This window comes from Thermogutta hypogea (assembly GCF_055386265.1).
The window spans coordinates 1,211,663-1,226,427 of the sequence record NZ_AP042425.1; the positions used below are offsets into that span (position 1 = coordinate 1,211,663).

The following is a 14,765-nucleotide window of genomic DNA, read 5'->3' on the forward strand; positions in this document are numbered from 1 at the left end:
GCGCAGTGGTCACGTGAGGGGGGCGGTGAGATCGATCGGCAGGTTGGACACTTGTCGTCCCGGTCCGTTCCTAAAATGGTTCGAATGGGTCGCTGGTGAGCAGGACGGCGTACCCCACGAGGACGGAGTGTTGCTGGGGCAGCCGGGTCGAAGTGACCGGCTCAAACGCTGAAAGCCTGTTATAGGGCCTGCGAAAACGCGAGGGGAAGTACTCGGGGATCTTCAGGCAAAAGGGTTCAGGAGCAACGTGTTGTGAACGACGTGGCAACTGATTCTAACGGCATTCAGCGCTCGAGTACCAAGCAAATCACGATTGCCGCTTCGCTCGTGGTGGTGGCAGGCGTTTTCATTGCGCTATTTTGGGACGCCTGGGGTGTTTTGCTGCAGCGTTGGGCCGGCGACCCCGATTACACGCACGGTTTCCTCGTGCCTTTGGTTTCCGGTTACTTGCTCTGGCAGCGCCGAGGGCTGTTGAAGGGGGCCGACCTCTCGCCGACGTGGTCGGCCGTCGCGGTGGGAGTCGGATGCCTAGCGCTTTCGGGCCTGATTCGTACGGCGGCCCTCATCCTCTTTGCACGAATTCTGGACCCTGCCGCCATAGTGCCTTGCGTCTTCGGGTTAATTCTGCTGTTGGGCGGCTGGGGGGCCTTACGTTGGGCATGGCCAAGCGCGCTGTTTTTAATCTTCATGCTACCGTTGCCGGGATTCGTGTCCACATTGCTTAGCCATCCGCTTCAGCGAGCGGCCACGATCGCTTCGACTTTTCTCCTGCAAACGCTGGGCGTTTCGGCCATGGCGGAAGGGAACGTTATCGTCTTGCGGGACGGGCAATTGGAAGTCGTCCAGGCATGCAGCGGCTTGAAAATGATGAGCCTATTCGTCGCGGTATGCGTGGCCGCGGCCTTCATCATGCGGCGGCCTCTCTTGGATCGGATCCTGGTCGTGGTCAGTGCTCCCGTGAATGCCCTCGCCGCAAACATCATCCGGATCACGGTGACGGGAGTGCTCCACGAATTGAATTTCGTGGGTACGAATATGGAGCACGACTTGGCCGGATGGTTGATGATGCCCGCCGCCGTGATTCTGGTGTGGGTGGAACTCTCATTTTTGGACCGGATTCTGGTGCCGCAGGCGGAGGCAGCACCGGTTGTTGTCTCGGTGGAACGTCCACGGCAACAGGGTGAAAAAAGGAAACCGACGCTTGCCCGCGGATCGGCCTAGGCACGCGTTTGGACGTTCGTTGCGATGGTGAAACGCATGGAACGCCGTTTGCAGTATCGAAGACTTCTGTCGTCCTAGGAAGCGAAAATCTTTAGGAATTTGGTTGACGGACCGAGCTTCGACGGTTGAAAATGGATATTAGCACCATTTCGACGCGGCAACAGGGTCTTTCGAACAGAGAAAAGGCATGAGCGAAAGTAACGTGTCAGTGGGCAGCACGGCGGCCGCACCTGCCGGAACAGGGTCGGTTGCGGTGTTGAATCCGCGGCCCCCGTTCTACATCGATGCCGAGTGGCAATCGCCCGAGCAAGAACGTGCGCCGGGCGGCGGGATCGGTCCTTATCTTCACGCCTTTCGACGGCGGTGGCCGTTGGTGATCTTTCTCGGTCTGCTGACGGCGGCAGTCTGTGCCGTCGGCGCATGGTTTCTGGTGCTGCCCAAATACAGTGCCACCGCTTTGATTCGGGTGTCGGCCGCCAATCAGGCCGTGCTTTTCGCATCTTCCGGGGACGCGCGGAACTTCGACGTGTACAAGAGCACGCAGCTCGAGTACCTTCGCAGCCGTTTTGTTCTCGTTTCGGCGCTGCGCCGCCCGGAAGTCGCCCGACTGGCGAGTATTCAAGATGAACCCGACCCCGTACAGTGGGTGAGCGAGCGTCTCTCGGTTCGTTACCCGGGCAACGCTGAACTGATGCAGGTCAGCTTCACCGGCGAGAAAGGCGACGAGGCGGCCGCACTGGTAAATGCGATTGTGGATGCCTACATGGAGGAAGTCGTCGACGTCGAGCAAAACGAGCGACGCAACCGCCTGGGCGAACTCGATCAGCTGTACGTCGAAAAGGAGAGCGAGGTCCGTAAGCTGCAGAATGATCTTAAGCAGCTCAGTGCACAATTGGAGACGGGCGATTCTCAAGCATTGACCCTCAAGCAGCAGATAACCCTCCAGCAGTTTTCGACATATCGAGGCGAATTGGTCGGTGTGAGCCTGAAAATCATGCGGACCCAGGGCGAAATCGCCCTCAAGAACGCCATCCGCGATAAGGCGGCGCAGATTCAAGTCGCGGAATCGGAGATCGACGCCGCCGGTCGCGTGGATCCGGTAATGGTGCAGTTGCAGATGCGTCAAGCGGAGTTGAAGGCATTGACAACGCAGATGCGGGAGACGGTTCGGCCGGAATTCGCGAATCGATACGAAGGACGATACTCCCGCGAGTTGGCCGAAATCGACGCCAAGATTCAGGCACGGCGGGAAGAGCTCAAGCAAGAGTTGGAAAAAAAGCGTTTGGCGACGCTGGATGAGGATATCGAGAGACTCAAGTTCGAGCTGGCGATCCTCCAACAGCAACAGTCTCAGTTGCAACAGGAGGTGGAGGAGGTTCGAAAGACGGCGGAAACGTTCGGCAAAGGTTCGATCGAGGTGGAGTTTTTGCGTGCCGAAGTCGATTTGGCGAGAAAAACTCTTGCGACCATCGCCGAGGAGCGGAATAAACTACGCATCGAACTGCGATCCAAACCCCGCATCACGCTCGTTCAACGAGCCGAGTCGCCCAGGACTGGCAACCAGGACCGTCGCCTTCAAATGGCGATTTTAGGCGGGCTCGGTGGCTTTTGTTTGCCGAGCTTTGCCATCCTTTGGTGGGATACGCGACGCAAGACCGTCAACACATCCGCCGAGGTCGCCAAGGATGCCGGCGTTGAAATCTTGGGGACGGTCCCACTGTTACCCAGGCGCGCTACCCAGGCTTTGGCTTCCGAAAGCAAAAGGCATCGTCGCTGGCGGGCGGTCTTTTCCGAGGCGGTACGCCACGTTGCCGCCCGGCTGATCCGCAGCCCGGCCGGCGATAAATCTAAGGTTATTCTTGTGACCAGCGCCGTGGGGGGGCGAGGGGAAGACGACCCTGTCTTCGCAACTTGCGGCAACGCTGGCGGAAATGGGGCAGAGCGTGGTGTTGGTCGACTTCGATTTGCGCTCGACACGGTCTTCGGCGTGGACCGAAGCCCGGGCGTCAGCGAGGTCTTGCGTGCGGAAGTCGCCTTGGAGGATTCGATTTGCGCTCGACACGGTCTTCGGCGTGGACCGAAGCCCGGGCGTCAGCGAGGTCTTGCGTGCGGAAGTCGCCTTGGAGGAAACGATCCAAGAGACGCACCTCGAAAACCTTTCCCTCGTCGCGGCGGGAACTTGGACTCGTTACGGCATGGCCGTTCTTGCCAACGGCGCTGTTGGCACTCTGTTCCGCAAGTTGCGAGACAAGTTCGACTTCGTCATCGTGGACGGCAGCCCTCTTCTCCCCGTGGCGGATACGCGGTTCATTAGTACATCCGTGGACGGCGTCATCCTCTCCGTGCTCCGCGACACCAGTCGCCTGCCCAAGGTCGCCGCGGCACGGAGAGTTTTGGACGCCTTCAATATTCGCCTGCTCGGAGCGGTAGTAACGGGCGCGGCGGAAGAGGTCTACTACGATGATCCGCGATACACGGCGGCCGCGGCTGAGGCGGATTCCCAAGGTTGATAAGCGTGCGTAGCTTGCATCCGGAACACTTCGGCATCCGAGGACGCTGCTCCCATGGTTGAGTTCTCCGCGGCTAGCGCTGCGCTCGCCTGCCTGTTGAGTTGCATCTTCACGGCCGGCATGGTCCGTTGGGGCCATCGCTGGGGCTTGGTGGATCGGCCCGACCGTACCCGCAAACTCCACGAGCACGCTACGCCCGTGGGGGGTGGGCTGGCGATTTGGTTGGCCTGCGGCTTAGTGCTTGGCGGAACGTTTCTTATTACCAATCCCTGGGGCTTCCACGTCCGAAAAGATTGGTTCGACCTGCTCGTCGTTTTCGCCGGGAGCACGGGCATCACCGCGTTGGGACTTTATGACGATCGTTTCGCCATGCGCGGTCGATGGAAGCTGGTGGGGCAAATCGCCGTGGCCGGCCTCATGTTTTTCGGCGGTTTTCAAGTGTCTCGCATCAGCGTTTTTGGAGAAACGTGGGACCTCGGTTACGCCGCTTTCCCCATCACCGTGCTTTGGTTCGTCGGCACGATCAACGCCATCAATCTGCTTGACGGCCTGGACGGCATGGCCGCCACGATCGGCATCATTTGTAGTGCCGCGGTCGCCGTTCTGGCTTGTCTCACCGGGCACCTCGGCGTAGCGTTCGTGGCCCTGGTTTTCACCGCGGCCTTGCTCGGCTTTTTACCCTACAATTTCCCGCCCGCCAGGATATTCCTGGGCGACGCCGGAAGCATGCTGATCGGCCTGATGCTGGGGGCCATGGTCTTGCGAGCCTCGCTGAAAGGACCGGCGACGCTCCTGATATCGGCTCCGCTCGCCTTGTGGACGCTACCCCTGTTCGATACAAGCCTGGCCATCCTCCGCCGGAAATTGACCGGGCGCAGTATCTATTCCCCCGATCGCAGCCACCTCCACCACCGCTTGATGCAGCGATTCGGCAACAACGTGTATGTGCTCCTTTGCGTGGCCGGGCTTTCGATCATCACGTGCCTGGCGGCCCTGGGAAGCGTCGCCACCGGCAACGACGTCATCGCCCTGGTTACCATCACCGCCGTGCTGATCGGGCTGATCGCCGGGGGGTGGTTCGGACGGAGCGAGTTGGGGTTGCTCTGGCGGAAGACTAAGCGGCTTGTCAAAAAGGTCTTGCGGCCGGCGCCCGCCGCCGCAGCCGCGGACGAGATCGTGATTTTCCTTCAAGAGGGCGCCCGGCCCTGGGACGCGATCTTTCGGCAAATGTGCGGCATGGCGGAGCCGGCGGCGATCCGTTCCATCGTAGTCGAGTTCCATCACGTCCGCTGCGGCGAGCGATTCCATGCCATGTGGGAATGCCCCTGCGAAAACGTCGAGCTGCCGCTCGTCGAATTGACCGTCCCGCTGATCTCGGAGGAGCGGCCCATCGGCCAAACCCGGTTCCGTATTTGGCGGAACGGCAAACCCATCCAGGATCTCATGCAAATCGCCTGCGAGCAGGTCAGCCACCTAGAACGGCATTTATCCGACTTGAATACACCGGCGAGCAAGGGGGCGGCCGCGGCCGCGTGCGACGGAGTCCGGCAAGAATCGGCAGGCAATACCTCCGTCCGTTTGCACTTGCCGCAACGGAAAGTGCCGACCGCACGGCGAGGAGTGCCGGTACCGAGATGAAGTCGGCCGAAAAACCCGCCCAAGCGTTTCAATCGTAACCTGCCGCTTAGGGGTAACGGTCGCAAGCCTGTTGTCGGTGAATGATGAAGGCCAAAGCGAGACGTGAGGTCCGTTCGTGAGTCGGAAAAACGATAGGGCAAAGAAAATTGCGGTCGCGGAGAAATCGCAGTCCGCGTCCAACGCAACCGGCGAGATCGACCCGCCCGCCGCTCTGCGATTGGGCTCGACACGGGGGTTCGTGTTCCGCGGCGTTCTCGCCATCGTTCTGATGGCTTGCGTCGCCCTCGGTGCTCGTTGGGCGGCCTCGCGATCCGTGCCTTCCACGGTCCGCATTCCCGAAAAGTCCAAACTGGAGGCCTTGCCGCGAGAGATCGGGCCGTGGCGGGGCGTCGATCAAGAGTTGGACCCTGCCGTCTTTCAGACGTTGGGGACGACCATCACGCTCGATCGTCTCTACCTGTCTCCCGGCGGCGGCAACGTCGCGCTCCATGTCGCCGTCTTCACGCAGCCCGAGTTCAAGCTCCCGCACCCTCCGGAGTTGTGCTACGGCGGGACCGGCTGGCGGGTCCGCGGTACCACCGATCGGCCGTTGACACTGAATTCCGGCGAGAAGGGCACCATTCGCGTTCTCTCGCTGGAGCGCGAAGACGGCGCCGCCCGCGCTACCGTGCTATACTGTTATCAATTGGGCGCTTCGTTCGCCGCCGATCGCGATGTTGTTCGCACCTTCTTTTGGAAATATCGCGGAGAGTCTTCCCGGCCTGCGATGCTGAAAGTGATGTTGCACGCTCCTGCCGCCGGGACGATGGTCGAGGATCAGACGCTCGATTTGGCGAAGGAAGTTTTGAGCCGCTTGGCGGTTATGGCCCGAGATTGGTGAAGCGCACGCCCGTAACCATCCGTCGAGCGAACGGTTGCCGATGAAAGACATGCCCCCTACGGAAGGCCGAACGCTGCCGCCCGAAGAGACGCCCGTCTCTCCCCTCGCGGAGGATGTCTCGACCGATTCCCACGCACCGACGGCGGTTACCGTCGAGGACGAGCTCTTCGAAGCCGAACCGGAACCTGCTGCGGACGACGGCCGCGCGGCTCCCGCGCTTCCCCCCTTGCCCGATGACGTGCCCATCACCCGCATCGTGCCGACCGGCGGGTGGCGGTCTCTCGATCTCCGCGAGGTGTGGCGGTACCGCGAGTTGATGTTCACCCTGGCCTGGCGCGAAATCAGCATTCGCTACAAACAGACCATCCTGGGCGCCGCCTGGGCCGTCCTGCAACCGCTCATGACGACCGGCATCTTCAGCGTGCTGTTTACCCTCTTGATGGGCAAGGGCAACGAGCCGACGCCGGAAGGCATCCCTTATCCCGTTTCCACCTTCTGCGCCATGTTGCCCTGGACGTTGTTCGCGCAATCCCTCAACCAGTCGGGCAACATCTTGGTGCAGTATCGCGCCATGATTACCAAGATCTATTTTCCGCGGCTCATCCTCCCCGCTTCCGCGGTATTGTCCACCCTAGTTGATTTCGGCGTCTCGCTGATCGCCTTGTTCGGGCTGATGGCCTACTACGGCATCTACCCCGGCTGGGCGGTCTTCACGCTGCCCGCTTTCATGCTCCTGGCCGTGATGGCCTCGCTGGCGGTAGGGTTGTGGTTGTCAGCGCTCAACGCCCTTTATCGCGATTTCAAATACGTCATCCCGTTCGTTGTTCAGGTGGGAATGTTTATCAGCCCCGTCGTGTATAGCGTGGAATCCATCCAGGCCAAACTGCCGGCCTGGGCGTTTACGTTGTATTCGTTGAATCCCATGGCCGGGGTGATCGAGGGCTTTCGCTGGGCCTTGCTGGGTACCTCGCACGGTCCCGGGCCCATGCTGGCGCTTTCCACGGCCGCCACGGCACTGATCTTACTGGGAGGCATGTTCTACTTCCGGCGGATGGAGCGCCTCGTTGCCGATTTGATTTGATCGCCGCGCTTTCACCACCCACGGCAACGACCCCGCCGGAGCGCGATTCCAACGGTACCATCGGTGCCGGCGGCGCATCCGAAAGCGACTCGCGGCCGATCAACCGAAAAGCGGTGGACCGGCCTTTCCCCGTGCCGATGCCGCAAGCTAGGTTAAGGGAAATGCCATTGCGAAGATCGCCCGCAAGGTCCGAACCCCGGGTTCGGACCCCAGAGGCCCGAAGGGCGCCCCGGCGTAGCGATTGTACCCATTATTCTTCCTAAGACTTTTGTTTCTCCGGTCGCGGCACCGGCACCAAGAACGCCGTCCTCGATAGCAACCCATGTCCGACGTCGCCATCCGCGTAGAAAACCTGAGTAAGAAGTTCTATCTCGGCGAGCGCATTGGGCTGAGGACGTTTCGGGAAGCGCTGCAAGACGCCCTCGCTCGGCCGCTGCGAAGGATCATCCGCGGGGAAAAGAACGCCCAAGCCGCGGAAGAGAAGGTCGATACCGACCGTGAGATCTGGGCCTTGAAAGGTGTTTCGTTCGAGGTCAAGCACGGCGAGGTGCTGGGGGTCATCGGGCCGAATGGGGCGGGCAAAAGCACGCTCCTGAAAATCCTCAGCCGCATCACGGAGCCGACGGGCGGTTATGCGGAAATCCGTGGTCGGGTGGGAAGCCTGCTGGAGGTTGGCACGGGCTTCCACCCCGAGCTGACCGGACGCGAGAACGTGTTCCTCAACGGGGCCATCTTGGGCATGTCGAAGGCCGAGATTCGCCGCAAGTTTGACGACATCGTCGCCTTTGCCGGAGTCGAGAAGTTTATTGACACCCCGGTCAAACGTTATTCTAGCGGGATGCAGGTCAGGCTGGCATTTGCTGTGGCCGCCCACCTGGACCCCGAAATCCTTATCATTGACGAGGTCCTGGCCGTCGGCGACGCCGAGTTTCAGAAGCGTTGCCTGGGCAAGATGAATGAGGTCTCCCGCTCCGGCCGCACCGTCCTCTTCGTCAGCCACAACATGGCGGCCGTGCAAGATTTGTGTACCAGCGCACTATTATTATCCAGCGGAAACCTCGTCCGTAGCGGGCCGACACTCGAGATAGTTGGAGCTTACATCCGCACTGACATGGCGCTTAACATAAACGACCTAAGCCTCCACCCGAGACGAAGTATCTTCGTAAAGCCCGTATTTGTTTCCCTCCAAATCCTTGATAACGCGGGACGAGAGGCTGGTTCCTTAAGCTGTGGATCGGAAATAACATTTGCCATTTCGCTGCAAAGTGACGACACGCTCCACGAACTCAGCATTGGGATTCACATTTATAACTCACTAGGCATTCGCGTTATGACCTGCCACTCTGCCTATCAGTCCCGATCGAAATTCACTCTCGTCGGCCGCAAGGCCATTTGGTGCCGTATCCCAAGCCTACGATTGATGCCTGGCCGATATTATATCACCCTTGGTGCCGCTGCCGGTGGCACGCAGATTGATCGCATAGAATATTGCCGATGTATTGATATCCTGCCAAGCAATCTTTATGGAACTCTGGCACGGATACCCCCAAGAGACGGATTTTGGCTGCCGGAGGTCCACTGGGAGGTTTAGGACAATGACTATTTTTGCGTGCAAGCCTCGCCGTGTCTGGCGCAGCCTTCTGTACCGAATTTCGCAGGCTCACTTACGTCTGGTACGCGAAGAAAGAATACGGGAGTTGGAACGTACTCTGCCGGAACCGTGGCCTCGCGACCTGCCGACGGAGCTTTTGGAAACACTTCTCTATGCTCGGTCGATACTGCCACAGCGTCCAACCGTTCTTATCGATGTTGGTGCCTTCCGGGGCGTCTTTAGCCGTGCGTTTGCAGCTGTATTTCCGACATGTCGTATTGTGTGCTTTGAGCCAAACCCGTCTCTGGTGGGGTGTCTGAGCACACAGCTCGCTTCTCGGGAGGCTCTAGTAATCACCAAAGCTGTTTCCGACGCGGCGGCCGATCGCGCACAGTTTTTTCTGCACAGGGCGCCCTCAATGAGCTCTTTGCTTCCTTCTAACTATGAATGTCTTAGAACTACGTTTTCCGGGGACGCGCCGGAGGGCATGGAGAGAATTAACGTACCTGTTGTAACTCTCGACGACTGCCAGGAGTTGCAGAGGTTTCTTCGAAGCGACGATGTTCTGTTCATAAAAAGCGACACCCAGGGCAATGATTTAGCGGTTCTCCGGGGTGCCGTAGGTACACTGCGCCGTACAGCCGGCATTCTGGTTGAGTACATGTTCTGCACACCGTACATTGGCCAGGCGCGGTTTGAGAAATTAGTAGGGTACCTGGCGGAGCACGGATTCACATGTAGGGGGCCGCAGCACATCTACCGGCGCGTTAACTGCGAGGTTTCCGGTGTGGATTTTTTATTCACTAGGTGAGTGTGGCTGGACGTCGTGTAGGTGGTCTGGGCTGATTGGGATCATGACGTGCTGCAGGTTCTGGTCTTAATGATATCGAGGGAAGCCTCGCATTCTAGTGGCAGCGCGCGGGGTTTGGCACTCACAAAATGTCTGGGGGTACATATGGGCAAGAAGCAGTGGAGAGTTGTGATTGCCCGGAAAGCATACTTCGTGTGGACGACGGCCCGCGCTTGGCGGAAAAGCTCGGCCCGCTGGTGGACTCATCAACCCATGCGGAGCTTGTGACGCGAATCCGCTCCGCCGCCACCCGCCTCCACCGTGAGGTTGAGCAGATGTGGCAAGCTGTGGACGCGGTGGTAGGGTGCAAATAGTCCCCGTGAACCACAAGCGATCAACCGCCGTTTTCGTGCAGTTTACGGCCAAGCCGTCGGGGTCGCCGATTAGCGGCCTGATGGTGGTCGATGCCCTCCGCGAGGCCGGCTACGAGGTACACACGGTGTTTGCCGGCATGGGCGAGCTGGCCGAGGAGTATCGCCGCCGCTGTGCGACGGTCCGGGAGTTGGAGCATGGCCGGTGGCTGGCCGGCGGACCTTGGCATCGGCGTTTCCGGCGTCTTCTTCGCGAATTCCAGGCAGTGAAGCGGTTCGAGCAACTCTTTGAACAGATTAGGCCCGAGTTAGTGTATGTGAATAACCTGACCGGTTTGGCACCGGCTTTGGCGGCCCGCCGCCGGCGCATCGCGTGCGTCTGGCATATCCGGGAGCTTTTTGACGACGTGGGCGGCGAGATGCATCCCCCCTGGCCCGGCGGGCGGCATCGGGTGCGGCGCTACTTGCGTAGTTGTGCTTCGCACGTTGTGGCCATCTCTCGGGCCGTGGAACAGAACGTGCTGGACGGTTGCTGCCGCGACAAAACCATTATCATCCCCAATGCCGTGGACGATTCCTTTTTCGCCGAAAGCCGCACCACTGCCGAGGCCCGGCGATCGCTCGGCCTACCGCTGGAACAACCCTTGGTCGGCGTGCCCGGAACGCTGCGGCCCGTCAAAGGCCACGAGTTTTTCCTGGAAGCAGCGGCCCAGGTCGGGAAAGCCATGCCCGAGGTACTATTCGCCATGACAGGCGATGGCGAGCCGGCATACCGCGAAAGACTGTCGCAACGCGTCGGCCAGTTGGGTTTGGGCGACCGCGTACGGTTTTTGGGCACGGTGGCCGATATGCCGGCATTCTACCGGGCCTGCGATGTGATCTGTATTCCAAGCCGCTCGGAGTCATTTGGGCGCACCGCCGTGGAGGCTATGGCTTTGGGCACCCCCGTGGTGGCGACGGCGGTGGGCGGCCTGGCCGAAACGATCGAAGACGGCGTAACCGGCCTGCTGGTGGCGTATGGCGAAGTAAAGCTGCTTGTCTCCGCATTGGCCCAGGTCTTGGAGGATAAAGGATTTGGAACACCTTTGGCGTCCGCCGCCCGCCGCTATGTCGAGCAGCATTGTCAACAAGATGCGCACCGAGAGAAGATTCGGGATATCGTGAGGCGGATGGCCATGGTGGGAAAGGTGCGCGAGTGACCACGGTTACCATCGTCATTATCGCCTACCACGGCGATCGCTGGATTGAGCCGTGCCTGCGGAGCCTGGCGGAGGTCGCTAGCGGTTATTGGCGGGTGATCCTCGTCGATAACGGCGGTAACAGCGATCTGCCCAGCCAGGTTGGGCAGGTTCCAGCCGGGCGGATCGAGCTGGTAGTCTCCCCCGGCCGCTTGCCCTTTGCCGAGGCTAACAATTTCGCCCTACTACATGGTGGACTAGATAGCGAGGCCGTCTGCTTCCTCAATCAGGACACAGTAAGCCGAACCGGCTGGCTCGATGCCTGCCTCGCGGCGATGGACACGGACCCGGCCGTGGGGGCGGTGACCCCGCTGGTCGAAAACTACGATGGCACCGCCTGGGACGCCGCCTTTTTGACCTGTGCCCGGGCAGCGCGGTCGGCGGCACGGCTGGAGGCCGGGCCCGGGGCCAACCTAGCCGATCTACCGGGGTTCGTCGCTGTTCCGGAAATCACAGCGGCGGCCATGGTGGTCCGAACGGACGCACTCCTTCAGGCGGGGCCATTTGATCCCCTTTACGGTAGTTACTATGAAGACTACGATCTTTGTCGGCGGATCCAGGCAGCGGGTTACCAAGTGGGCATCTGCACGCAAGGGCGAATAGGTCACTTTGGAGGTTCCGTGACAAGTGACCGGCGGGCCTACCTTCGTCGCGCCCGATGGATCACGCGCAACCGAGTCATTTACGCGGCCCGCTGGCAGTGGAAGAATCGCCCGCTGGGACTCCTTCGGTATCTCTTTTTGACGATGCCCCGCAACGGGCTCCGGGCGGCATTGGGCCGCTCGCAAACGCCGCTGCGGGCCTTCGTGGCGGCCCACGGCGATTTATTGGGCCTTTTACCACGATTGGTGTCCATGGAGCGCGACCGCCGGGAGTGGGACAAATATTTGGCCACTATCGGCTGGCGCAGACCGGAGCGGGGGCCTAGCGGCAATAACGTGTCAAGCCAGTCTGTCCGAAGGGCTAATCCTTGCGAGTCCTCCACCTCAACGAACATTTGAACTGGACCGGCGGTGTGGAGACGTACCTGCTCCACCTCCTACCCGTTTTGGAATCGCACGGGGTAGAAAACCACTACGCATTTGCCACCGGCGACGTGGGGCTCGTGCCGCGGGCGCATCGGCTGGCAGAAATCGGCGGAATTGGCCGCCGCCAGGAGGCGGTCGGCTGGACTCGTACGGTAAGTCTTTTAAAGGACCTCCGACCCGATGTGGTGCATATTCACCGAGTGTATAACTTGGGCGTGATAAGAGCGTGTCTGGAATACGGGCCGACTGTCGTCACCTGCCACGATTACCTTTACCTTTGTCCGGCAGGCAGCTTTTTTCACCGGCGGACGGGTACGATTTGCCAAAGGCGGGCCGGCCCGGCTTGCTTTGCCATCACCGCCTGGAAGCACTGCATGACGCCCCGGCCCCGGTATGCGCTGGCGTACTACCGCCGTGTCCGCCGGTTTGTGCGATGGAAAGACCGCTACACCAAAATCCTGTGTCCCAGCGATTCCGTCCGCGAGCGACTGGTAGCTACCGGATTTGCCCGCCATCGCGTCGAGACCTTGCCCTATTTTTGCCCCTTGGAACCGTTGCATGAGCCGCAACCTTTGCCGCGGATTCCGACGATTTTATTCCTCGGCCGAATCCGCCCCATCAAAGGGTACGACGTGTTTATCCGTTCCCTGGGCATGCTTCGCGATGTCAAGGGGATTATGGTCGGTGACTTGACCGAGGAGACAGGTCGTCGCATAGCGGCGCTGGCTCGGCAACACGGGTGCCAAGGCCGACTTGACGTTCGCCCCTGGGCTACGCGCGAAGAACTGAGAGGCCTTTTTGCCGAGACTACCGTCTTTGTCTTCCCCTCGATCTGCCCCGAGACGCTGGGGATTGTAGGCCTGGAGGCCATGGCCTGCGGCGTCCCTGTGGTTGCGAGCGATGTGGGTGGAGTGCGGCAGTGGCTTCGCCATGGCGAAAACGGATTGCTCGTGCCGCCCAAGAATGCCGCCGCGATTGCCCAAGCTGTGGGGCAGTTATTAGCCTCGCCTGAGCGCCTTGTGGCCATGGGACGGGAAGGCATCAAAACCATCCGGTGTGACTTCTTGCCCGAAAAGCACGTGGAGACTCTCTTGGCCGTGTATGACCGGGCGGCGCGGGGAGAATCGTTGCATGCTGAAGCAGGAACCAAGTGGCAGTAAAGTATGCAAGCTCTTGACGCATCCAAAGATTGTCATTGCAATTCAACCGCTGCTGCCAACCGGGTAAGGGTCTTGCACTACTTCGCTTTCCCCGGCGGTGGCATAGGGAGGTACGTGCACGAACTCCTATCCCGAATGGCAAATCGGCCGGGAGTCGAGATCGAGTTGGCCTGCATCCCGAGCTACCATTATCGGCAGTCCGCGAAATATCCGCTCTGGCCGGGCTTGCGAGAGATCAGCCACCACGTGCCATGGCGGCGACGGCTTCGATTTGCAATTAACCTGGTAGTCAACCCGCTTCGGGCGATTCGGCATGCCCGCCGAACGGGGGCTCAAATCATCCATCTTTCGACCATTCCGCACGTGACGTTTGCTTTGTGGTCGCGGGCACTGCGCCGCAGCGGTCTGAAACTGGTGGCTACCGCCCACGACATCCGTCGCTCGCACGGTCTCATTTGGCACTCCTACGAGGTCGAGCAACTCAAGCGGCTATACCGAAGTTGCGAGGCCATTTTTGTTCACAGCGAATACCAGCGGCAAGATCTGGTGGACTTTGCCGGCGTGCCGGCCGATCGCGTGGTGGTGGTCCCTCATGGGCCTTATTACCATGGCCCCCCCACGGCCTCCAAAGAAGAACTCCGCCGCCGCTACGGCATTCCTCTGGACAAGCAAGTCGCCCTATTCTTTGGGGACATCCGTCCGGACAAGAATTTGGACCTGTTGCTGCGGGCCATGGTACCGTATAAGGACAGGCTATTCCTTTTGGTGGCCGGACGTATTAAGGGAGCTAACCCCCATCCTTTAGAGTATTATCATCGTATTGTCGCCGAGAACGGGATTTCGGACGCTGTCCGTTTTGATATTCGGTTCATTCCTGATGACGAGGTAGCGGACCTCTTTACACTGGCCGACTGGGTTGCTCTCCCGTACGGTCGTAGCTTCACTTCTCAAAGCGGCGTGCTGAACGTGGCCGTAGTGTATCGACGCCCCGTTTTAGCTTCGGGGTGTGGAACATTCCGTGAGACTGTTAAAGCCTATGAGATAGGGATTATCGTGCCACCGGACGACGTTGCCGAGCTTACCGCCGGTATTCGCACGATGATAGTTCATTACGAACAACCTTGGGATTTTGATGGCTACTCCAAAGGAATGAGCTGGGGCCAAAATGCGGCCCGGAGCGCACAGACTTACGCCACGGTTCTTTCGCCTTGGGGCGACATTTGCGAACAGGTTTCGCACGCGAAGTAATTAGGAACC

12 protein-coding genes and 1 pseudogene are annotated in these 14,765 nt (G+C 60.1%); 12 read left to right on the top strand and 1 reads right to left on the bottom strand.

What is annotated here, in order from left to right; translation table 11 throughout:
• Positions 1–252: 252 nt before the first annotated feature.
• Positions 253–1,221, top strand: coding sequence for an exosortase/archaeosortase family protein (locus tag ACZ5B4_RS04235; protein WP_464913190.1), 969 nt, complete (start codon positions 253–255; stop codon positions 1,219–1,221).
• A 205-nt stretch (positions 1,222–1,426) separates the two neighbouring features.
• Here the strand turns inward: ACZ5B4_RS04235 and ACZ5B4_RS04240 are convergent, their stop codons facing one another.
• A complete protein-coding gene (locus ACZ5B4_RS04240) occupies positions 1,427–2,560 on the bottom strand; it encodes a hypothetical protein (RefSeq protein ID WP_464913191.1) in 1,134 nt (377 codons plus the stop codon).
• 592 nt (positions 2,561–3,152) lie between these two features.
• Between ACZ5B4_RS04240 and ACZ5B4_RS04245 the strand changes: the two are divergent.
• The 11 genes and pseudogenes from ACZ5B4_RS04245 to ACZ5B4_RS04295 all read left to right on the top strand — a co-directional run.
• Positions 3,153–3,539 (top strand): annotated as a pseudogene (locus ACZ5B4_RS04245) (tyrosine-protein kinase family protein); the annotation flags it as partial.
• Positions 3,540–3,542: 3 nt separating this feature from the next.
• Positions 3,543–3,731, top strand: coding sequence for a hypothetical protein (locus ACZ5B4_RS04250; RefSeq protein WP_464914047.1), 189 nt, complete (start codon positions 3,543–3,545; stop codon positions 3,729–3,731).
• Between the two features lie 54 nt (positions 3,732–3,785).
• A complete protein-coding gene (locus ACZ5B4_RS04255) occupies positions 3,786–5,369 on the top strand; it encodes an MraY family glycosyltransferase (RefSeq protein WP_464913192.1) in 1,584 nt (527 codons plus the stop codon).
• A gap of 115 nt (positions 5,370–5,484) precedes the next feature.
• Positions 5,485–6,249: an exosortase C-terminal domain/associated protein EpsI gene (locus ACZ5B4_RS04260; RefSeq protein ID WP_464913193.1), complete on the top strand. Its 765-nt coding sequence runs from the start codon at positions 5,485–5,487 to the stop codon at positions 6,247–6,249.
• A 40-nt stretch (positions 6,250–6,289) separates the two neighbouring features.
• Positions 6,290–7,330, top strand: coding sequence for an ABC transporter permease (locus tag ACZ5B4_RS04265; RefSeq protein ID WP_464913194.1), 1,041 nt, complete (start codon positions 6,290–6,292; stop codon positions 7,328–7,330).
• Positions 7,331–7,652: 322 nt separating this feature from the next.
• Complete coding sequence (locus tag ACZ5B4_RS04270; RefSeq protein ID WP_464913195.1) at positions 7,653–8,921, top strand: ABC transporter ATP-binding protein; 1,269 nt, start codon at positions 7,653–7,655, stop codon at positions 8,919–8,921.
• A 4-nt stretch (positions 8,922–8,925) separates the two neighbouring features.
• Positions 8,926–9,732: an FkbM family methyltransferase gene (locus ACZ5B4_RS04275; RefSeq protein ID WP_464913196.1), complete on the top strand. Its 807-nt coding sequence runs from the start codon at positions 8,926–8,928 to the stop codon at positions 9,730–9,732.
• Positions 9,733–10,090: 358 nt separating this feature from the next.
• Positions 10,091–11,281 carry a glycosyltransferase family 4 protein gene (locus ACZ5B4_RS04280; RefSeq protein WP_464913197.1) on the top strand — a complete coding sequence of 397 codons (1,191 nt, stop codon included), beginning with the start codon at positions 10,091–10,093 and terminating at the stop codon, positions 11,279–11,281.
• Positions 11,278–12,321 (top strand): glycosyltransferase family 2 protein, encoded by a 1,044-nt coding sequence (locus ACZ5B4_RS04285; protein WP_464913198.1) that lies wholly within the window; start codon positions 11,278–11,280, stop codon positions 12,319–12,321. Before ACZ5B4_RS04280 ends, ACZ5B4_RS04285 begins: the two co-directional genes overlap by 4 nt.
• A complete protein-coding gene (locus tag ACZ5B4_RS04290; RefSeq protein ID WP_464913199.1) occupies positions 12,291–13,508 on the top strand; it encodes a glycosyltransferase family 4 protein in 1,218 nt (405 codons plus the stop codon). The genes ACZ5B4_RS04285 and ACZ5B4_RS04290 overlap by 31 nt, the downstream gene beginning before the upstream one ends.
• Before the next feature lie 3 nt (positions 13,509–13,511).
• Complete coding sequence (locus tag ACZ5B4_RS04295) at positions 13,512–14,756, top strand: glycosyltransferase family 4 protein (RefSeq protein ID WP_464913200.1); 1,245 nt, start codon at positions 13,512–13,514, stop codon at positions 14,754–14,756.
• Positions 14,757–14,765 lie beyond the last annotated feature (9 nt).